Below are 21,067 nucleotides of genomic sequence, written 5' to 3'. Positions count from 1 at the left end.
TAAAAAGTGAGAAAATTTAAGTTTGCTTCGGTATTTATTCTTTCTGTTTTAGGAAGTTCATTTGCCCAGAATGATAAAAAAAATATTTCAGAAGTCTGGGTTTCAGATTTAGGAAATGGCAGTTATAAAAATCCAGTTCTTTATGCCGATTATTCTGATCCGGATGTTTGCAGGGTGGGTAAGGATTATTATATGACAGCTTCCTCATTTAATTGCATACCGGGTTTGCCTATTTTGCATTCTAATGATTTGGTCAACTGGGAATTGCTTAATTATGCATTGCCAAAGCAACCTCCTTTTGAGATTTATGATAAAATCCAACATGGTAATGGCGTTTGGGCACCTTGTATTCGTTATTACAAAGGGGAATTTTATATTTTTTATCCGAACCCTGATTTTGGAATCTACATGATTAAAACCAAAGACCCTCTTGGTAAATGGAGTGAGCCTGTTTTAGTAAAAGCTGACAAAGGTATTATTGATCCGGCTCCATTTTGGGATGAGGACGGAAAGGCTTATTTGGGGTACGCTCTTGCCGGAAGTAGAGCAGGATCTAAAAGCGTATTGATGATTTGCTCCATGAACGAAGACGCTACCGAGGCTTATGATGATGATAAATTATTGTTTGACGGTCACGAAAAACATCAAACCGTAGAAGGACCTAAATTATACAAGAGAAACGGTTATTATTATGTGTTTGCCCCTGCAGGTGGTGTGGCCACAGGCTGGCAGTTAATTTTGCGTTCCAAAAATATATTTGGACCTTATGAAGAGAAAGTAGTTTTAGAACAGGGGAAAACCAATATCAACGGTCCTCATCAGGGAGCCTGGGTGGATACAGTAACCGGAGAAGATTGGTTTCTGCATTTTCAGGACCAGGGAGCTTATGGACGTGTGGTGCATTTGAATCCAATGTCATGGAAAGACAACTGGCCGGTTATGGGGGTAGATAATGATAAAAATGGAATTGGTGAACCTGTGTCGACTTACAAAAAGCCAAATGTTGGAGCGCAATATCCAATAGTAACTCCTCCGGAATCAGACGAATTTAATGAACCTTATCAGGGATTGCAATGGCAATGGCATGCTAATAAACAATTAGTCTGGGGTTATCCATCAACAGGAATGGGCTATTACAGAATGAATTGTATTACTAAGCCTGATAATTATGTGAGTTTATGGCAGGTGCCGAATATTTTGGCTCAAAAATTCCCGGCAAATGAATTTACCGCCACCGCAAAATTTGATTTTAAACCCAATTTTGATAATGAAGAATTTGGTTTCCTAATCATGGGAAGAAGTTATAGTTATATTGCAGTAAAACAAATTAAAGGAAAGTTGAAGTTGGTTCAGGCAATAGGAGACAAAGCTGATAAAGGAAAGGCTGAAACTACTACTGAAATAGCCGATTTAAACAGCGGTTCATTGTATTTCAGAGTAAAGGTTGAAAATGGAGCCAAGTGTCAGTTTTATTACAGCTACGATAATAAAAAGTTCATGAAAGCGGGTACTGAATTTAAAGCTACCGAAGGAGTGTGGATTGGTGCAAAAATGGGATTTGTGGCTTTAAGAGAAGGCAAAATAAATAATTCAGGTTATGTAAATCTGGATTGGTTTAGAGTGGCAAAAGACTAAATTGAAATGCAATCTAAAATTTAAAGGCTGTCTGAAAAGTTATTTTCGGACAGCCTTTTTTAGGATTAAATTTGAAAATGTAATTTTTTTTTGAACCAGATAAGGAGTTGCTTTAAAAGATATTATCCCAAAATCCACGTTCTATAACATTCACTGCCCCATTATTGATTTTTTTGATAAACTCATCTTCAAATAATTTTATAAGTTCAGCATGTTCTTCTCTATTTTTTCTAACTACACCTAAAAAATTTCCATTTGAATTACAAATGCTATATAATTCCAACCAAGGAGGACAATTTTTGGAGTGATTATTTTTGGTTTTATATTCATAACCTATATCCATATTAGTTACAAATCCAAATTGTAAAGAATCTTTTCCCAGAATAACAATTCTTGTGTTACGGGTATTTTTGTTATTGAGCTCCTCATCAGTAAGTTTAAATTTAGAATTTGCTTTATTGTCAATTATTTTTGAAATTTTCACTTCTAGTTCTTGATATGTCATTCTGGGAAACTCATATTCTTGAATAGGTCCTGGTTGCTTGAAAAATAAATAGATAGGTAGTAGTCCCATCATAATTATTAATAGGTTAATCAGAAGAAATATTTTTAGTTTCATCATTTATTTTAAATAATTAAATTAATAATGTGCAATTAATTAAAAACCAGCAGCGCAAAGTATCCTCACTTTGCGCAATTTTTTTTACACAAAACTCCCCGCCAGCCCGAGAATCATGCAGTCTAAAAAGTACGAACAAGTGTTCTCATTTTTATCTGAATTGGTTAGGATCTTTAGCGTATTTTTTCTTTTCTGAACGTGTCATTTCTTGAAGTAAAATTGTTTCATCAAAAGATGCCATGTATTCTTTTTTAGATTCAAGAGTTGTTAGTCCATTTGTAGTTAGAAACATAGGAGTTAGGTATTTATAGTAACTCGAGTAATTTTTATATGTACGTTTTTCATTATTTCCAATGTTTTCATAATTAGATAAATAATAAATACTGAAATCAAATCTATAATTATTTGCTGTCTTGTCAAATAAGTGAAGTAGTCCTAATTGTGTTTTAGGATAAACAGTTTGTCCCAATTTTACTTTAATGGAGTTTAATTGAAAACCTTTGTATGTTGCAAATGTTCCATCTTCATGTTCAATTATGATATAATTTCTTTTACTTGTATAACTTTTTTTGATAGAAGGATCATCGTTATATTCGTTAATTATTTTAACGACAATTCCTTTTCGCATACTAAAAATGGTATCTGCACTTTCAAAATTAATTACATAAGATTTCCAATTTTTTGGTTTTTCTGCTCCAAAATATTTTTCACCGATATTACCAGCTTCATAAATTTTTATTTTTTTTCCTGTTTTAAAGGGGAGCATGTATTGAAATAAACTATCTATTTTTGGATCTGGTACTCCCATGATAGTGTTGAATTTATATGAATAACCTATTGGTTGTAGAGCCTCAATTGGTATGATATTTAATAGTTTTCCAGAACGACCTGTAATTACTCCTCTATATACTTCAGGATAACAGTTTTTTACATTTGATAATTCTAAATACAGATAATAACTTCCAGGTATTTTTTTCTCAAAATTCAAATTAACACTGTTATCCTTGTTTAGGGTTCTATTTATTGTAATATTCTGATCTTGAGAAAACGAATGATTATTTATAGCTAACAATATCAGACAAATAATGCTTTTTTTTAGTTTAATGCCGGTTAAGTTTGTCATGTTTAATTTTTTATTATTGGTTGTTTAGTAATCTCCCTAAGCTAGAGCGAGCATCTTGCTCGTGCCCACTTGCGTGAGGTTAAAAGAGTACTTATTTATTCTCTTTACGATATTCGCTCGGCGTTACATCGTATTTGTTTTTAAACGATTTCGTGAAGTATTTCATGTCTGAAAAGCCGGTCATATAGGCAATTTCTTTGATTAATAACTGACTGTTCATTAACAATTGAGCAGCTCTTTTAATTCGTACATCCCTGATAAATTCAACTGGAGTATAACCCGTAAGACTTTTTATTTTGTAATAGAAAGAAGTACGATTCAGTCCCACGACACTGCCTAAATCTTCTACCGAGAAATCATTGTTATCAATGTTTTCCTCAATAGCAAGCATTACTTTTTGCATAATCTGTTCGTCCTGATCCGTGATTAAATAAGGTTTAGGATTGTACTCTTTTGGATCGCTTTTTTCGTAAGAGTCAAAAATGCCCTGCAGCCTTTTTCGTTGTTCGAGTAAATTAACAATTCGGGCTTTTAAGTAGGAAACACTGAAAGGTTTAGTGATGTAATCATCGGCACCATAAGAAAGTCCTTCCAGCTGACTTTCTATTGTGGTTTTTGCGGTTAAAAGGATAACAGGAACGTGGCTGGTTTCGATATTATTTCTTATTTTTTGTAAAAGTTCCACGCCGTTAAGTTTAGGCATCATTATATCACTGATAATAAAATCAGGAGTGGCTTCCAGAATTTTTTGGTACGCTATTTCGCCATCTTCGGCTTCCAGAATTTCATAATCATCTTCGAGAACATTTTTAAGGAATGTGCGTAGTTTAAGGTCGTCTTCAACAACTAATATTTTTATTTTTTCCTGACTGTCTTCCGGATTATTGTAAAGTGTTATCGGTTGTGTTTTGATTAATTTATTTTCAATGGTGTCTTTAGATTCTTCTTCGGTACTAATTTCTACTTCATCAGTAAAATGGCTGTATCCCTGTTTGAAAAAGACAGAAAAGCTGCTGCCTTTATTGGTTTTACTTTCAAAATTAATTTCGCCATGATGTTTTTCTACCAATTCTTTTACCATCGATAAACCAATACCGGTACTTGTATTGTTGCTGTTTTTGTTGAAAGAAGAAAAGCGGTTAAAGATGCTGTTGTGGTGCTCTTCGGAAATCCCAATACCTTCATCGATAACAGTCAATCCAATTTTTTTCTCGGTTTTGTAAATGCGAAGACGTATTGCTTTTTCATCAGGAGTGTATTTAAAAGCATTCGATAAAAGATTCATGATGATTTTTTCCAAAGCATTTTTATCAGCCCATAATTTGATGTCATCATCTAAAATTTCCAGGTTGTAATTAATCTTTTTTTCCTGAGCGATTTCGATGAAATTATTAAAAATATCACTGGCAAATTCGGTTAAGTTTATTTCGGAGATTTTTAATTTCTGATCCTGAATTTTTCTGAAATCCAATATCTGATTAACCAGTCTTTGCAGCCTGCTTGTACTTTGGGATACGTAGGATAGTTGTTTTTTTATGATCTCAGGTGTTCGGTTATCGTTTATTAAATATTCGATTGGACCTGATATTAACGTTAAAGGTGTGCGCAATTCATGAGAAATATCGATAAAAAACTTCTGTTTCATATCAAACATATCTTTTTCAATTTTGGCATTCGTTTTTAATTGGTAAATGGTAATCATTGTACGATTTATCAGAAGGATACACCCTATAATTAACAGCGCATAAATAATGTAAGCCAGCGTTGTATTCCAAATAGAAGGTTCAACTTTAATGCGTAAACTTCTTTCGTTTGCTACCCAATTTCCCTGACTGTTGGTCGATTTTACTTTAAAGGTATAGCTTCCCTTAGGTACATTGGTATAAAATGCTGTTCTCTGATTGTTGACAAAATTCCATTTCTCATCAAAACCTTCGAGTTTATAGGCATATTTGATGTTTTTTGGGTTTTTATAATCCAGAGCAGCATACTCGATATTGAAAAAGTTTTGATTGTGTTTCAAAACGATTTTTTTATTGTTGTCCAAAGAAAGAATTAAAGGCGAATTATTACTATTGATTTCTACTTTCTTATTAAATAGCCGAAGATTAGTAAAAGCTAAATAGGGTGCATAATCATTGGTTTTTATTTGATTAGGAAAGAAGCGTACAATTCCTTCTGTATAGCCAAATAATAGTTCACCAGATTGTAGTTTTATTTTTGTTGCTTCAGAAAAATTTGTGTTGGAAAGAATCCACTTTAATTCAGGGAAAACTTCAAAGTATTCCTTTTTGTAATCAAAACGGGTTAATATATCATCAGTTGCTGTCCAGATTTTATGGTTGTTATCCTCAACTATAGAAAGCATATTCGCGGAGGGTAAACCTTCATTTCTTCCAAATGTTTTAAATTGAAGGGGAAATCCCTGATGATTTTTTGAAATCACTTTACTGATTCCGCCATCTGCTGTTGCTAAGATTGTTAGGCCTTTTTGGGTAATACAAATATCCATAATGTCATTACTCATTAAGCCATTTGGTTTATGGGAACTGATATTATAAGATTTTAAATTTCCCAGATTATGAAAACGATTTTTGCTTGATTTTATCGCTACTAAGCCTCCAGTACTACCCACCAGAATCACTCCTTCTTTAGTCTCTTTAATGCAACGAATCTTATTAAACGAATCTAATGGGTAATTTGTCCATCGATTTTTGTGGTTAATAAAACGAAGTTTCCCGAATTTATCCTCTTCAATAAGATTTAAACCATTGAATGTACCTATCCATATTAAACCATTATGATCTTCATATACAGAATAAATATCATTGCTGCTAAGGCTATAATTATTTTTATTGTTATTTAAATAATGTTCAACTTTATAATGATATGCTTCTTTCAGAGGTGTCAATTTATATAGGCCGTCACCTCTTGTTCCAATCCAAACTGTTTGGTCTTTATCTTCAATAATACTATAAGCCGTTTTTGACCAGCTTGCAGATTGATTTAGCATTCCTGTTGGTGCAATCATGCCCAATTGATTTAAATTTTTATCAAAAAGTATGATTTGTTTTTGTTTTGTACCAACCCAAATATTTTGTTTTTTATCTTGAAATAGGGATCTGACGTTTCTGGGGGGATTTTGTAAAGGAGAATTTATAAAATTATAGTCGCTAAATGTAATTTTAGATAGACCAGTAGCTTCGATATTATACCATAAACTACCTTGGCGATCAAAAAAAGCCGTATGCAAACCATTTGATATTGAGCTGTTAGGCAGTTTAAACGGAATAAGTTTTTTTTGAGCATTGTTAAATTTAGAAAATACACCTCCATATGGTTGAACCCAAATAGTTCCCTTTTTGTCAGTAATGACAAAGGCATTTAGAGGTGTGGTAGTATTTACCGGATCATTTTTAATTCCAGGAAAATTAAAAAGTTTTTTTAATTTAAAATCAAATAAGTAAATCCCTTTTTCTTTGGCTGTATTAAACCATAATTGATGTTGTTTTGTAAAGGCTATAGGTATTAAATCGTTTGTTTTTAATTGAGGTAATGTGTTTGAATCGAATTTAGTAATTACAGCTGTAATCAGATTGATTGTACAAAATCCTTTTTGGTCAGTTATTGCTAAAATAGTTTGAGGATCTAGTTTTTTTAATTGTATAATATTAGCATTTAATGGAATGTTTTTTATTTTTAGTTTTTTGTTTTCTTTTGAAAAGATAGCCAAGTTACCATTTGAACCCCCAAAATAAATTTCATCTTCCAATTCAATTGCACTATAGAATTCAAAATTTTTCTGATTCTTCTTTTGAAATGTAATTGACTGCTGTGCAGGTTTGAATGTATTTATTAATGTTATTCCATTGTTAGTTAATATCCATGTTTGTTTTTTTGAATCTTCAAAAACATTATTTATTTTGTTGTTTTTTAGGTTGTTATGTTTTTTGTGAAAGACCTTTGTAGAATATTTCGAATTGGAGACTAAAATACATCCATCATCATTTTTTGAAAGTAACCATACATTCCCGGATTTTGTGATTTTAATTTGTCCAATATTAAATTTTTTATTGACTAAGTTTGTTATAAGTTCCGGACTCCAAAAAGATTCTGTTCTAGGGTCGAAACAATATACTCTTGAGTCTATTGCTTCTGAGGTTATCCAAATTCTTCCAACAGTATCTTCAAGAATTTTATCAATACGATTATTTTTCATGATAATTTTATCTGAAACTTTGGGCTTGAAATTAGCAAATGAATAACCGTTATAGCGACTAAGTCCATTGGTAGTGGCGATCCAGATAAATCCCTTTTTATCCTGAATGATTCTGTTAATAATATTATGCGGAAGTCCGTCTTCTACGTGATATTGTTCGAATGCGTAGTTTTCCTGACTGAATATTACCGAGTGATACAGCAGATTTAGAATTAATATTAAATGCTTTTTTAAAAAGGTATTCATTGTAATTTTAGTGAGATTAAAACAAAATTATACAATAATAATTTTATTAATTTTCTTTTTGGCTTTACTTATTTAAAGTTTTTTTTTTTAGTGTTTATTGAATATGATTTCTTCCTAATAGAATACATTTGTTTTTTGAATAAACTTTTAATTTTTTTATTTTTCTGTTATTTGAAAAGTATAGCTTTTTCCTTTTTCGCTAGCAGTGTCATATTCAAAAACTGGAGGAGCTTTAATTTCTCCTAATTTTGCTTGAGAGGAAATTTTTGTTTTTCTATAGGTTGAAATTTATAAAAATGGTTAGAATTGTCTCCCTTAGCTTTTGTAAAATCCATTGATATTGACCACCCAAATCCAGAGCAAAATGATCACCTCCGTTTTTTATTAAAAACTACTCTTTTTCATCTGTTAATTAGTATTCAAATATACTTAAAAATTATCCCTTGTTTATACTTCTTTTCTTTCTCATGGATTCTCCATGTAATTCGAGTCGGTGGGATTGATGTATAAGTCTGTCCAAAATTGCATTAGCTATGGTTTTTTCACCAATGATATCATACCAGCCTTGGACTGGGATTTGTGATGTTACAATTACAGTACCATTATTATGTCTGTCTTCAATAATCTCCAAAAGGGTAAATCGATTGTGACTGTCTAATGCCTGAAGTCCTAAATCATCTAGTATAATGGCATCTTGTCTTTTAATTTTAGCAAGTTCTCTCAGGTATGAATCGTTTACTTTTGCCATTTTTAATTTTGCAAACAGTTTTGAAGTATTAAAGTAGCTCACTTTATAGCCCTGAATACAGGCTTGGTATCCTAACGCTGTGCCTAAATAACTTTTACCGACACCAGTACTTCCTATAATTAAGATGTTTTCATTTTTTTCAATAAATTCAAATTCTACCAGACGCACTAATGTGTTTCGGTCAAGATTCCTTGATACATCAAAATTGATGCTTTCAATATTGGATTTATAATAGAATCGGGCATTTTTAATACTGCGTTCAATACGGCGATTGTGTCTTTGGTCCCATTCTGCATCAATGAGCATTGATACAAACTGATCGAGTGTGTCCTGGTTTGTTTTTCCGCTTTCAATGGCTGTTTTAAAAGCATTGAACATGCCATAAACTTCATTTGCCTCATTTAGGTTACTGTAGATTGCTTCGCCTGTTCTACGCTCGGGTCATTCATGTTTTTAAGATTTAATTTAGTCATAATAATGTTTTCCTCTTATGTTAGCATGATTAGGTAGTTCCTGCTCAGGTTCTTGTTCAAAATCAATAAAGTCTAAGTTGTTTTCTAAAATATTTTGTATCGTTTTAAAATTGTAAATTCTAAGATCAAGTACCCGTTTACAGGCATTTATTAATCTCTGCTTACCAACCTTCTTTTCGAAGTTTAGTATTACTAAACAACTTTTATAAGCCTGTTCAGAATGGTTTCGACTTTCAATTATTTGCATAATATAGGCTCCAACTGATTCATCAATACTATTTGCCCAATCAATAAATCGGGCAGCACTCCATTGAGTTATAAATTGATGGATACTGGCTAAATGTTTTGGAATTGTGGTATAGATATAAGGTTTGTAATTGCGCTGATGGATGTCTATTCGATTGTATTTGCACTTGAAACTGGTGGTCAATTTGACTGGTTTTTCCACGTAGATTAAGTATAACCGAAATCATAACTGATAGATTTTTTAAATTCTGTTTTTTAGTCCCTAAGATGTTTTTTAGAACAAATTAATTTAATTATATCTATTTTTTTTGATTATGTATTTTATTCTAGGAATGGATATTGTAAAGGATAAAAAAAAAAGCATATTTTTTTTATAATAATAAAATTTAAAACAACCGATTGTGTAATTTTATATATTTGCCAAGTTGCTCGTCATACTTTTTTAAGTTTAGTAAAAAATTAAGGAAGAAGAAGGAAAGTTTAAATCGCAAAAGTAATATTTGAAATAGATAATTAATTAGAATGAAGAAAATAGTAGTATTAGCCTTTTTATTAATAATATCTTTTGTTTATCCTCAAAAAAATCAGGGTCTTAAACTTTGGTATAATGTGCCATCTGGAAATGTATGGGAAAATGCTTTGCCTATTGGTAATGGTTTTTTAGGAGCTATGGTTTATGGAAATGTTGTTCATGAAATTATCCAGTTAAATGAAAATACAGTATGGAGTGGTGGTCCCAATAGAAATGATAATCCAAATGCTTTAGCTGCTTTACCAGAAATAAGAAAAATGATTTTTGATGGAAAACATAAGGATGCTGAAAAATTAGCAAACCAAGCTTTTATTTCAAAAAAATCACAAGGACAAATTTTTCAGCCAGTAGGAAATCTTAATTTGAATTTTGAGGGGCATGAAAAGTATTCTAATTACAGGAGAGAACTTAACATAGAAAATGCAATTTCAAAAACCAGCTATGTAGTTAATGGAGTAACTTACACAAGAGAGACTTTCGTTTCGTTCTCAGAAAGAGTAATTGTAATTCATCTTACAGCAAATAAAAAAGGGAGTATTTCATTCACGGCTAATTATACTTCACCACATAAGACTAAGAGTTTTGCAGTAAGTAAATCAAATGATCTTGAAATTACAGGGACTACCAGTGATCATGAAGGAGTAAAGGGTTTGATTAACTTTAAAGGTATAACCCGTATAAAATTAGATAGTGGAAAACTGGAGCAAACAGATAATTCACTTATTGTAAAAAATGCGAATGCTGCTACTATTTTCATATCGATAGCTACTAATTTTAATAAGTATAATGATGTAAGCGGAAATGAAGCGAAACGTGCCGCTGATTATATGAATGCCGCTTTTGGAAAATCTTTTGAAACAATTAAAAAGAATCATATTGCTGCTTATCAAAAATATTTCAATCGGGTTAAATTAGATTTAGAAACAACTCCAGCAGCTAATTTGCCAACAGATGAACGTTTGAAGAATTTTAGAAATACAAATGATCCACAATTTGTAGCCTTATATTATCAGTATGGTCGCTATTTGTTAATTTCTTCTTCACAACCAGGTGGACAACCCGCTAATTTGCAAGGTATATGGAATAACAGTTTATATCCAGCTTGGGATAGTAAATATACCATTAATATCAATGCTGAAATGAATTATTGGCCTGCTGAAAAAACCAATCTCTCAGAGTTGCATCAACCTTTTTTAGAAATGGTAAAAGATTTAGCTGTTACAGGACAAGAAACAGCCAAAACCATGTATGGAACAAGGGGATGGATGGCACATCATAATACAGATATTTGGCGCGCTACCGGAGCAGTAGATGGAGCTTTTTGGGGATTATGGACTGCTGGAGGCGGATGGGCGAGTCAGCACTTATGGGAACATTATCTTTATAAAGGAGATAAAGAATATTTAGCATCTATATATCCTGTTTTAAAAGGTGCAGCTTTATTTTATGTGGATTTTCTAGTAGAACATCCTAAATACAAATGGCTGGTTGTAAATCCTGGGAATTCTCCAGAAAATGCACCAAAAGCCCATAATGGATCATCACTTGATGCAGGAACAACAATGGATAACCAAATTGTTTATGACGTTTTTTCTTCCACAATTCGGGCGGCACAAATTTTAAAAGAAGATGCAACTTTAATAGATACATTGAAACAGTTATGCAATAGATTGGCTCCTATGCATATAGGGAAATACAATCAGCTTCAGGAATGGCTGGATGATATTGATGATCCTAAAGATAATCATCGTCATGTGTCCCATCTTTACGGACTATTTCCTTCTAATCAGATTTCGGCCTATAGAACACCTGAATTGTTTGCAGCTTCAAAAAACACCTTGCTTCAACGTGGTGATGTATCCACAGGTTGGAGTATGGGTTGGAAAATAAATTGGTGGGCAAAATTACAAGATGGAAATCATGCTTTTTCGCTTATAAAAAACCAACTTACTCCTTTAGGTGTAAATCCTGAAGGAGGAGGAACTTATAATAATCTTTTTGATGCGCATCCACCTTTTCAGATTGATGGAAATTTTGGATGTACTTCGGGAATTACCGAAATGTTAGTTCAAAGTTCAGATGGAGCTATTCATTTGCTTCCGGCATTGCCTGATGTTTGGCCGGAAGGAGCTATTGGAGGAATATGTGCCAGAGGTGGTTTTGAAATTGTTGAAATGAAATGGAAGAACTCTAAACTTACTAAATTGGTTATAAAATCAACATTAGGAGGGAATCTAAGGTTGCGTTTGCCAAATGATATGAAACAAAAATCAGGTGCTGAATTGGCAATTGCAAATGGTGAAAATCCAAATCCTTTTTATTTTGTTGATCAAACGGCAGCAGCCATTATATCTGATAAATCAAATATAAAACCACTTGAACTTAAACCTACTGTTTTAGTTGATATTGAAACAAAAAAAGGAAATATTTACACATTTCTAAATAAATAATTGTGCTATTTTACTGCTTTAGAATAATGAATGCTGTAAAATTGATATGTTTTCCCAAAAGGAAAAAGAAATATAATAAACAATGAAATAATAAATATTAATTTAAAGATGAAAAAAAATCTGTTCCTGATACTTGCGTTACAAATAGTAACGGTTGAAGTTGCTGTTGCTCAAATTACTATCACAAATCCTATTCTTTCAGGTTTTTATCCTGATCCAAGTATTGTAAAAGTCGATAAGGACTATTATTTGGTCAATTCTACTTTTTCTTATTTCCCGGGTATTCCGGTTATGTATAGTAAAGATTTGAAAAATTGGAAACAAATAGGTAACGTAATTGATCGTCCTTCTCAAATGGATTTTATTGGTGAACGCTTAACAAGAGGTCTTTTTGCTCCGGCAATTTCATATTACAAAGGGCTTTTTTATGTTACATGTACCGATATTGATAATGAGGGTAATTTTGTGGTAACAGCAAAAGATCCAGCGGGGCCTTGGAGTAATCCTGTGAAAATTCCTCAAGTAAGAGGAATTGACCCTTCATTGTTTTTTGATGAAGAGACAGATAAAGCTTATATTGTTTATAATAGTGATGCGCCTAATAATAAACCATTGTATCAAGGGCATAGAACGGTTAGAATCTATGAGATGGATTATAAGAATCTAAAAGTTGTTGGAGAAGAAACGCAATTGATAAACGGTGGTGTAGATATTACTAAAGAACCAGTTTGGATAGAAGGACCACATATCATGAAGAAGAATGGCTGGTATTACTTATATGCTGCAGAAGGAGGAACCTCTGTTAATCATTCGGAGGTAGTTCTAAGAAGTAAAGTTGTGACAGGACCTTATGAGCCTTATGGTAAAAATCCAATTTTAACTCAAAGAGATTTGCCTGCTAATCGTAAAGATCCAATAACTTCCGCTGGGCATGCTCAATTTGTTGAAGGACCTGATGGGAAGGATTATGCTGTTTTTTTAGCGGTTCGTCCTTATGAAGGAGATTACTATAATACAGGGCGTGAAACTTTTATTGCTCCAGTTAAATGGGTTAATGAATGGCCTGTCATAAATCCTGATCATAAGGAAATTCAATATACCCAAACTTTTGATTTTAAGGAAGTAAAACAAAAAAAGGTATTGCCACAATCTGGTAATTTTAAGTACACTCTTAAATTGAATAAACAATTAGATCCTAGTTTATTGTTTATGCGTACTATTGATTATAATTCTTTTTCTATTTCAAAAAAGAAAGGCTTGGTATTGAAATTGAAACCGGAAACGATTTCTGAATTTACTAGTCCATCATTTGTTGGAAAAAGACAACAACATATCAATAGTAATTTTGAAACTGAAATGAGTTTCAGTCCTTCATCTTCAAATGAAAAAGCGGGTTTAGTTATTGTTCAGGACGAAAGTCATTATTATTTTCTTGCAAAGTCCAAAAAAGACGGGAGAGATGTTTTGCAGCTGTTTAAAAGTAAAGACGCTACTACTGAGTTGTTAGCGGAAAAATTTATAGAAGCAACTTCAGAAAAAATTAATTTAAAAATTAGTTCAAATAAAGATGCTTATAGTTTTTATTTTTCTGAAAATTCGAAGAATTGGACTCTCTTAAAAGACGATGTAGATGCAAAATTTCTGAGTACTAAAGTAGCTGGTGGATTTATAGGCTGTTTGTACGGAATGTATGCAACTTCAAATGGAGGGAAAAGCAGTAGTTCAGCTTCTTTTAAACATTTGACGTATAGTGGTAATGATTCAATTTATAAATAAATTGTATTGCTGTTAGAATTTAAGGTTTATAGCATGTATTGAAGCTTATAGTTCTTTATAAAAGTGATTAATATAAAATTAGATAATTAAGTTTATTTGTTCTAAATATATAGTTAATTTTATTGCCTAAAATAGTATATTAAAGAAAATGGAGCCAAGTAGCTCCATTTTTTTGTTCAAATATTAGTGATTGGTACAGTTTTTTAAGTGTAACTCAGAATATAATAGTGTGTGTTATTTTTTAATTGTATTTGTAAATTGTTAACGTAATTAGTTTATTTATAATTTAAAAGTGTTAAAAATGTATAAAGTAAAATTTAATTGAGTTTTTTTTAAAATAAATAAACAATCGGTTGCGCTTATTGTTCATTTGTTTTATATTTGTTTTTTATAACTGTAAAGTTGTAGTGTGTAAAATGTATATAAAAAAAAATAGTATGAAGAGAAATTCACAAAGTATGATAGCTGCCATAACTTTTATGGCTATCGGGCACAGCGTTTCGGCTCAAAAAGAAGTTGTTTATGATTTTAATACAGATTTAGCCGGTGTATTTACGGAAGTAAATGCAGGGGCTCCTGCGGTTGGAGTAATTGCAGGTCTGACAGACAACGGTGTGCCAAATAATACAAAGGTGCTTCGTCAACAAACTGCTTCTGGTTTGTCTAATCAGACCTGTGTTAATGATTTGGTATCGATACCTAAAGCTACAAACTACAGTATTACGTGGAAGGAATATATAACAGCATTACCTAATTCTGGTGCATGGATAAAAAAAGGGTTTTTGTTGAGAGGTACAGGCTTAGGGACCTATGCGTCAGGCATTAAAAATGGTTATTATTTAATGGTGCAAAATAATGCGTCAGGATCAGTAACATTTATGGTTAGAAATGCTGCAGATGGTGCTGTGAGTACTTTAGGAAGTAGTGCGGGAGTATATTTAGATGGGGGAAAAACGCCAATGACGCCGCTAAAGGCTTATTGGTATCGTGTTTCTATTAAAGGTTTTGTAATTAAATTTGAATACTCTTTGGATGGAAAAATCTTCAATGTAGGCTATACCTATACTGATACTTCAAATTTATATCCTTTTGGAGGACTAACACAAGCTGTTTGTGGTATAGGAGGTACTTATACTTCGCATTATATTGATGATATTAAATTTAATAATTAATACAACGTTTTTCTTCTGATACAGTTGCCTTATGTTATTCTTCTGTTGTTGGGCAGTAGGATTTTATGACAATTTAGGTGGTGTTTTGAATATAGGTGATTTGTGTTTTTTATTTGAAATAGAATAAAAAATAATATAGAATAAAAAAAGGATGGGTATAGTTACTCCTCCTTTTTTTTTTTTTTTTTTGGAATTTTTAAAATGGTAATTTTTGTTTATAATAATATCTGTTTTCTGTCTTTTATAAATTGTATTCCTATTTTGACTATTGCTTTTTTAATGCTATGAAGTGTTGTTTTGATGTTGTTTTTTTTGATTTAAATTTCTTTATATTTAGTTTAAATTATATAAAAATGAATAAAGAAAAATTTAATAGTATTTTTTATATAAATAAACAATCGGTTGTGTTAATTGTTAATTTGTTTTATATTTGTTATTTAACAACTAAAGTTGTGTTAAATAAGGCATGTTTCGTAAAAATAATAAAAATACAATGAAAAGAAAATCACAAAGTATGATAGCTGTTATAGCTCTTATGATTATTGGGTATAATCTTTCTGCACAAACGGAGATTATTTATGATTTTAACACTGATTTAGGTGGTGTTACTGTGCTGGAAAATGCCGAATCTGAGCTGGTGCAACAACTAGCTATAATGGCAAAATACTTTCAATTTTAGATATTACATCTTCAAAATATAATGAAGTTACAGCCTTACACGAATTTTTCGGGCATGGTCGTCCTAAATCTATAGAGACGGCTACTTCACAACATAATGAAGATGATGCTATCTTATTTGAAAATTTGGTATGGCGATTACTTGGAGAACCAGAAAAACAAAACGATGGTAGAGAACATTATAAGAAAATTGCTATACCTAACTATGCAACAGCTTTACCATCATTTAGATAATTTCAAAAACAAAACTATGAAAACATTAATTATAGGATTAACATGCCTGATTACCTCAGTGTTTTATGCTCAAAGTCAAGAAGAATTAGAATTTAGGAATAGAATAAATAATATAGTTTTAAATACTGTTCCAAGTTTAATAGGTAAGGATTATTTTATTTTAGATGCAATAGAAGGTCACGTAGCTGCTATTAGTAAAATAAATGACAACTATATTTATTATAATATAAAACTTCAACACGTTGCAACTGATGTTAGGACTGTAACAACTAAAACGATTATTTATAGACCTGTATTCGATAAAATATTTACTAATTTTACACCTAAAGTTGGTGTGAAAAAATATTTAAGTGAGTATGTTCGTGAAGATTATAATTATTCCATACCAGGAGAACTATATTTCGCTATTTATAAAAATGGGGTTAACACATTTGATACTTGTTTACCTCCATCTCTTGATAATAAACCAATAGAAAGTCCAATAGAGGATGAAGTATTAGATTTTTTTTACTACTTAATTGTTAATCCAAATCAATTATAATAAAACTCCTCTGGTGTTCGTTTCTAACGAGTATTTACTTAAATTAAAGTAGTAACCCTGCTGTGCAAAGTGTCCTCACTTTGTGCAATTTTTCCTGACAGCACTTATTTGAAATATGTAACACAATTGAGAGTAAAATGGTAACAAAAAGTTGTAGTTTTTTACAGCTACAACTTTTTTGTTTTATACTTAAACCATAGTCTCTAAGATGGTTGTATACCCTAATCCAGTAGCGGGTAATAGCTTTAAACTGAATTTTGAGCTGAAGGAACAAACGCCTGTCAGCATGCGTATTTATGACCTCAACGGAATCTTAAAATCACAGCAACAGTTGATTACCAGCGGTATCGGAATGCAAGAACAAATCATCCCATTCTCGGCTCCAAGTGGTAATTACATCTTGAACCTGTACTATAACAACCAAGTCATAAAGACTATTTTTAATTAAACAATAATAATAGCAATGAAGAAAAAACATTATATATTAGTCCTCACGTTCTTATGTATATTATGCGGACAAGCAAGTTATGCATTCACAGATGGTGAAGGGTATTTTGAAGATTGGGGTAATTCAGGCTTTGATCAAACAACTATAGATTTTCTACAAGCTTTTGAAGACCTCGGAGGTAATATCGAAACATTTTATGATCTTAATATATATATTGATACAGTAAATAATGACGAAAATCCTTATAATGATATAGTGGTAACCACATATATTGACGAAAATCTTGAAGGAACAATTGTGACTGACTGGCAATCAGGAATATCTGGCCTTTACGAATCTACAACACATATTGATTTTGTCTATACAAATGGGTACGATGCCAATGGTTACGATGCCAATGGATTTGACGTTAATGGGTATGATGCATTTGGATTTAATGCAGATGGATATGATCGAAATGGGTATGACGTATTTGGTTATAATGACTATGGATTTAATGAGAATGGGTATGACATCTATGGATATGACCAGAATGGGTATGACCAGAATGGGAATTATTCAGCCCCCACAAGTGATTTACCCGAGTCAGATCCTAATGCTAGCGCAGCAGGAGGAGTCAGTATAGCAGATGCTAAACAACTCCAAAATGACATCTTTAATGTTTTGAACAAAAGCCCTAAATTTGATAAATTTAAAGCTCTTATAAAAAGAGGTCCAAAAAACAATAAAAAGTTTTTCTCTAAAATACCGCAAGATAAATTAGATGAGGCTTTAAATGATTTGGATCCAGGTGATCAGAAGGTATTTGCAACAATTGTAGCCAATACAATAAATTCAGACAAACCTATGATTATTAAATATTTTGATGATGAAACCACATTAAAAACAACATTAGGAGCAGTTTCAAGCGATTATGATAAAATCGTAAATGCATTTGTATTGCCTCCTAGATTAGAAGAAGTTTTAGTCAAATCGGGTGATGGTCTCACCTCCACAGAATTATTAGAGTTTTGGAAGAGTGGAGCAACAATGAACTACAATGGCGAAACACTTTCAGTTTTAGATACTTCATCTTCATTATATAACGAAGCGATAGGATTACACGAATTTTTTGGGCATGGTCGCCCTAGTTTAATGGCAACAGCTACTAATGAACATAATCAAGATGATGCTATTTTGTTTGAAAATTTGGTATGGCGTTTGTTAGGCAAACCAGAAAAACAAAGAAGCGGGATTGATCATGGTCCCAAACCAAGAAAAATTATACCTAACTATACAACTGCCTTGCCTTCATTTAGATAAATAAATAAATTAAAAACATAAAAGATATGAAAATAATTATTATAGTAATAATGAGTATGATTACCACAGTATTTTATGCTCAAACTGCTGAAGAATTAGAATATTTCAATGCAGAAAACAGCCTTGTCTTAAGCACTATTCCTAGCTTAGCAGGCAAGGATTATTTTATTTTGGATGCAAAAGAAAGTTACATAGCTGTTATTAGCAAAATAAATAACAACTATACTTATTATAATTTAGAAATTGGCCGCTTGAGTGGTGCTACAATTGTAGCTACCAAAGCTGTAAGTTATAAGCCCGTATTAGACAAAATATTCACCAATTTTGTACCTAAAGCAGGTGTGAAAAGATATTTAAGCGACTATGGTATTTCATTAAATCAACATGTATTAGGTGTAATTTATTTTGCAATCTATAAAAATGGTATTAAAACATTTGATTATTGTTTGCCTGGCATACTCCAAAGTAATAGTAAAGAAAGCCCTATTGAAGATGAAATATTTGGCTATCTTGTTGATGTAATGGTTGATCAGGGTAAACTCTAAAAAAAAAATCAATTAAAAAGCCACAGCTGTAAAGAAAGCTGTGGTTTTTTTATGATCATTTTACAAAAGCTTTCCTTGTATTTAAAAATATAACTATGAAAACAATAATTATTATATTAATGAGTATGATTACCACAGTGTTTTATGCTCAAACCGCAGATGAAATAGAATTAGGGAATAGAATAAATAATATAGTTTTAAACAATATTCCGAGTTTAACAGGCAAGGATTATTTTATTTTCGATGCAATAGAGGGGCAAATATATGTTATTAGCAAAATAGATAACAACTATACTTATTATAATTTACAACTTGGAAGTAGGGTTACGGATGGAGATAAAATTATAGCTACCAAGACTGTAAGTTATAAGCCTGTATTAGATAAAATTTTCACCAATTTTGTACCTAAAGCTGGTGTAAAAAGATATTTAAGTGAGTATGGTAATTTATTATCCGACGATTCATTTGGGTCATTTTATATTGCAATATATAAAAATGGAATAAAAACATTTGATACTTCTGTACTTTCAATAAGAATTACCAATAGAGAAAGCCCCATTGATGATGAAATATTAGAGTTTTTTTATTACTATTTAATAGCTAATCCAGATCAACTGTAAACTGTCCTAAAAAAAAGCCACAGCTATAAGGCTGTGGTTTCTTTATGATTATTTTACAAAAGCTTTGCTTGTACTTAAAAATATAACTATGAAAACAATAATTATTATATTAACGAGCATGATTACTACAATGTTTTATGCTCAAAATCAAGAAGAAATAGAGTTGTATGACTCCTTTAATAATAATACAGTATTAAGTGCTATTCCGAGTTTAGCAGGTAAGGATTACTTTATTTTAGGAGCAAAAGCAGGTCAAATAGCTGTTATTAGCAAAATAGATAACAACTATACTTATTATAATATAGAAATAGGAGGTCTTGGTGAAACTACAATTGTAGCTACCAAAGCTGTAAGTTATAAGCCCGTATTAGACAAAATATTCACCAATTTTGTACCTAAAGCAGGTGTAAAAAGATATTTAAGTGACTATGGTATTTCATTAGATGAACATATATTAGGTGTAATTTATTTTGCAATCTATAAAAATGGTACTAAAATATTTGATTATTGTTTGCCAGGAATACTTCAAAGTAATAGCAAAGAAAGCCCTATTGAAGATGAAGTATTTGGCTATCTTGTTGATGTAATGGTTGATCAGGGTAAACTCTAAAAAAAAAATCAATTAAAAAGCCACAGCAGTAAAGAAAGCTGTGGTTTTTTATGATCATTTTACAAAAGCTTTGCTTGTATTTAAAAATATAACTATGAAAACAATTATTATACTATTTATGAGCATTCTTACAACTACTTTTTATGCTCAAACTGCTGAAGAATTAGAATATTTCAATGCAGAAAACAGCTTTGTCTTAAGCATTATTCCTAGCTTAGCAGCAAGATTATTTGTAATATAATTATACCATGAATATTACGAACTAAAAAAAAAGACTGTCTGGAAATTATTTTCGGGTAGTTTTTTTTGTATTATATTTTTTCAATATCTTAATATGTGATTTTTATTATTAAGATGCTGAAAATAATAATGATCTAAAATAATTTATTAAAGGATGGGTAGAGTTACTCCTCCTTTTTTTTTTTATGGTTTTAAGGTTTTGAAAAATTCTGTTTTTTTTGTGTTTTTTGAAGTGTGTTTAGGTGGTGAATAGAGTTTTTTTTTGGCTTTGTGTTGTATGATAATTACATTTTTTATGATTAAAATTATTTTATTAGTAATTAAAAACCAATATAAATACATAAAGTAAAAATTATTTATATTTTTATTGAAAAATAAATTAACAATCGGTTGCGTTAATTGTGTTTTTGTTTTACTTTTGTTAATCTTAATGTTTTGTTAATTAAAACTATTAGATAGTAAGCAGGAAGAATTCAAGCGTGGTATGATTAGAAGTTGGATTAAATTAATGTATTATAAATAATAAATAATTTAGTATGAAAAAAGAATTACAATTTTATTTGGCTATCATAGCTTTTTTAATTTATGGGCAGACTGCTTTAGCTCAGGA

General features: G+C 31.2%; 17 protein-coding genes. 12 read left to right on the top strand and 5 right to left on the bottom strand.

The window, feature by feature from the left end:
• The first annotated feature begins 6 nt into the window (after positions 1-6).
• Positions 7-1,635, top strand: coding sequence for a glycoside hydrolase family 43 protein (locus tag AAEO59_RS14385; RefSeq protein WP_341701447.1), 1,629 nt, complete (start codon positions 7-9; stop codon positions 1,633-1,635).
• 112 nt (positions 1,636-1,747) lie between these two features.
• Here the strand turns inward: AAEO59_RS14385 and AAEO59_RS14380 are convergent, their stop codons facing one another.
• From AAEO59_RS14380 to AAEO59_RS14360, 5 genes are all read right to left on the bottom strand, one after another.
• Positions 1,748-2,257, bottom strand: a complete 510-nt coding sequence (locus AAEO59_RS14380) for a hypothetical protein (RefSeq protein WP_341701446.1) — start codon at positions 2,255-2,257, stop codon at positions 1,748-1,750.
• 148 nt (positions 2,258-2,405) lie between these two features.
• Entirely contained in the window at positions 2,406-3,377 is a 972-nt protein-coding gene (locus tag AAEO59_RS14375) for a M23 family metallopeptidase (protein ID WP_341701445.1), read from the bottom strand.
• A 91-nt stretch (positions 3,378-3,468) separates the two neighbouring features.
• Positions 3,469-7,842: a hybrid sensor histidine kinase/response regulator transcription factor gene (locus AAEO59_RS14370; protein ID WP_341701444.1), complete on the bottom strand. Its 4,374-nt coding sequence runs from the start codon at positions 7,840-7,842 to the stop codon at positions 3,469-3,471.
• Positions 7,843-8,278: 436 nt separating this feature from the next.
• Positions 8,279-8,968, bottom strand: a complete 690-nt coding sequence (istB, locus tag AAEO59_RS14365) for an IS21-like element helper ATPase IstB (protein WP_341701443.1) — start codon at positions 8,966-8,968, stop codon at positions 8,279-8,281.
• An 87-nt stretch (positions 8,969-9,055) separates the two neighbouring features.
• Complete coding sequence (locus AAEO59_RS14360) at positions 9,056-9,511, bottom strand: hypothetical protein (RefSeq protein ID WP_341701442.1); 456 nt, start codon at positions 9,509-9,511, stop codon at positions 9,056-9,058.
• Positions 9,512-9,831: 320 nt separating this feature from the next.
• Between AAEO59_RS14360 and AAEO59_RS14355 the strand changes: the two genes are divergently transcribed.
• The 11 genes from AAEO59_RS14355 (at position 9,832) to AAEO59_RS14305 (ending at position 20,458) form a co-directional block, all read left to right on the top strand.
• Positions 9,832-12,291 carry a glycoside hydrolase family 95 protein gene (locus tag AAEO59_RS14355; protein WP_341701441.1) on the top strand — a complete coding sequence of 820 codons (2,460 nt, stop codon included), beginning with the start codon at positions 9,832-9,834 and terminating at the stop codon, positions 12,289-12,291.
• Between the two features lie 108 nt (positions 12,292-12,399).
• Positions 12,400-14,067, top strand: a complete 1,668-nt coding sequence (locus AAEO59_RS14350; protein ID WP_341701440.1) for a glycoside hydrolase family 43 protein — start codon at positions 12,400-12,402, stop codon at positions 14,065-14,067.
• Between the two features lie 437 nt (positions 14,068-14,504).
• Entirely contained in the window at positions 14,505-15,239 is a 735-nt protein-coding gene (locus AAEO59_RS14345) for a DUF1349 domain-containing protein (RefSeq protein ID WP_341701439.1), read from the top strand.
• 493 nt (positions 15,240-15,732) lie between these two features.
• Positions 15,733-15,918, top strand: a complete 186-nt coding sequence (locus AAEO59_RS14340) for a hypothetical protein (RefSeq protein WP_341701438.1) — start codon at positions 15,733-15,735, stop codon at positions 15,916-15,918.
• A gap of 249 nt (positions 15,919-16,167) precedes the next feature.
• Positions 16,168-16,692 (top strand): hypothetical protein, encoded by a 525-nt coding sequence (locus AAEO59_RS14335; protein WP_341701437.1) that lies wholly within the window; start codon positions 16,168-16,170, stop codon positions 16,690-16,692.
• 208 nt (positions 16,693-16,900) lie between these two features.
• Positions 16,901-17,140, top strand: coding sequence for a T9SS type A sorting domain-containing protein (locus tag AAEO59_RS14330; RefSeq protein ID WP_341701436.1), 240 nt, complete (start codon positions 16,901-16,903; stop codon positions 17,138-17,140).
• A 15-nt stretch (positions 17,141-17,155) separates the two neighbouring features.
• Positions 17,156-18,442 carry a hypothetical protein gene (locus tag AAEO59_RS14325; RefSeq protein WP_341701435.1) on the top strand — a complete coding sequence of 429 codons (1,287 nt, stop codon included), beginning with the start codon at positions 17,156-17,158 and terminating at the stop codon, positions 18,440-18,442.
• Between the two features lie 26 nt (positions 18,443-18,468).
• A complete protein-coding gene (locus AAEO59_RS14320) occupies positions 18,469-18,987 on the top strand; it encodes a hypothetical protein (protein WP_341701434.1) in 519 nt (172 codons plus the stop codon).
• Between the two features lie 95 nt (positions 18,988-19,082).
• On the top strand, positions 19,083-19,607 hold the full coding sequence (locus AAEO59_RS14315) for a hypothetical protein (RefSeq protein WP_341701433.1): 525 nt from the start codon (positions 19,083-19,085) through the stop codon (positions 19,605-19,607).
• Positions 19,608-19,695: 88 nt separating this feature from the next.
• Positions 19,696-20,217 (top strand): hypothetical protein, encoded by a 522-nt coding sequence (locus AAEO59_RS14310; protein WP_341701432.1) that lies wholly within the window; start codon positions 19,696-19,698, stop codon positions 20,215-20,217.
• Between the two features lie 94 nt (positions 20,218-20,311).
• The gene (locus tag AAEO59_RS14305; RefSeq protein WP_341701431.1) at positions 20,312-20,458 is read left to right on the top strand and encodes a hypothetical protein; all 147 of its coding nucleotides are present in this window, start codon (positions 20,312-20,314) and stop codon (positions 20,456-20,458) included.
• Positions 20,459-21,067: the final 609 nt, after the last annotated feature.

The sequence above is a fragment of the Flavobacterium flavipallidum genome (genome assembly GCF_038289905.1).
In the GTDB taxonomy this organism is placed as follows: Bacteria; Bacteroidota; Bacteroidia; order Flavobacteriales; family Flavobacteriaceae; genus Flavobacterium; species Flavobacterium flavipallidum.
Note: the sequence above shows the minus strand (reverse complement) of the source record. Positions and strands in the feature narration are given on the sequence as shown.

Bases quoted from the DNA above. Each gene is read 5' to 3' on its own strand.
- AAEO59_RS14380 (WP_341701446.1), bottom strand. From the start codon at position 2,257: ATGATGAAACTAAAAATATTTCTTCTGATTAACCTATTAATAATTATG.
- AAEO59_RS14375 (WP_341701445.1), bottom strand. From the start codon at position 3,377: ATGACAAACTTAACCGGCATTAAACTAAAAAAAAGCATTATTTGTCTG.
- AAEO59_RS14370 (WP_341701444.1), bottom strand. From the start codon at position 7,842: ATGAATACCTTTTTAAAAAAGCATTTAATATTAATTCTAAATCTGCTG.
- istB (WP_341701443.1), bottom strand. From the start codon at position 8,968: ATGTTCAATGCTTTTAAAACAGCCATTGAAAGCGGAAAAACAAACCAG.
- AAEO59_RS14355 (WP_341701441.1), top strand. From the start codon at position 9,832: ATGAAGAAAATAGTAGTATTAGCCTTTTTATTAATAATATCTTTTGTT.
- AAEO59_RS14350 (WP_341701440.1), top strand. From the start codon at position 12,400: ATGAAAAAAAATCTGTTCCTGATACTTGCGTTACAAATAGTAACGGTT.
- AAEO59_RS14345 (WP_341701439.1), top strand. From the start codon at position 14,505: ATGAAGAGAAATTCACAAAGTATGATAGCTGCCATAACTTTTATGGCT.
- AAEO59_RS14340 (WP_341701438.1), top strand. From the start codon at position 15,733: ATGAAAAGAAAATCACAAAGTATGATAGCTGTTATAGCTCTTATGATT.
- AAEO59_RS14335 (WP_341701437.1), top strand. From the start codon at position 16,168: ATGAAAACATTAATTATAGGATTAACATGCCTGATTACCTCAGTGTTT.
- AAEO59_RS14330 (WP_341701436.1), top strand. From the start codon at position 16,901: ATGGTTGTATACCCTAATCCAGTAGCGGGTAATAGCTTTAAACTGAAT.
- AAEO59_RS14325 (WP_341701435.1), top strand. From the start codon at position 17,156: ATGAAGAAAAAACATTATATATTAGTCCTCACGTTCTTATGTATATTA.
- AAEO59_RS14320 (WP_341701434.1), top strand. From the start codon at position 18,469: ATGAAAATAATTATTATAGTAATAATGAGTATGATTACCACAGTATTT.
- AAEO59_RS14315 (WP_341701433.1), top strand. From the start codon at position 19,083: ATGAAAACAATAATTATTATATTAATGAGTATGATTACCACAGTGTTT.
- AAEO59_RS14310 (WP_341701432.1), top strand. From the start codon at position 19,696: ATGAAAACAATAATTATTATATTAACGAGCATGATTACTACAATGTTT.
- AAEO59_RS14305 (WP_341701431.1), top strand. From the start codon at position 20,312: ATGAAAACAATTATTATACTATTTATGAGCATTCTTACAACTACTTTT.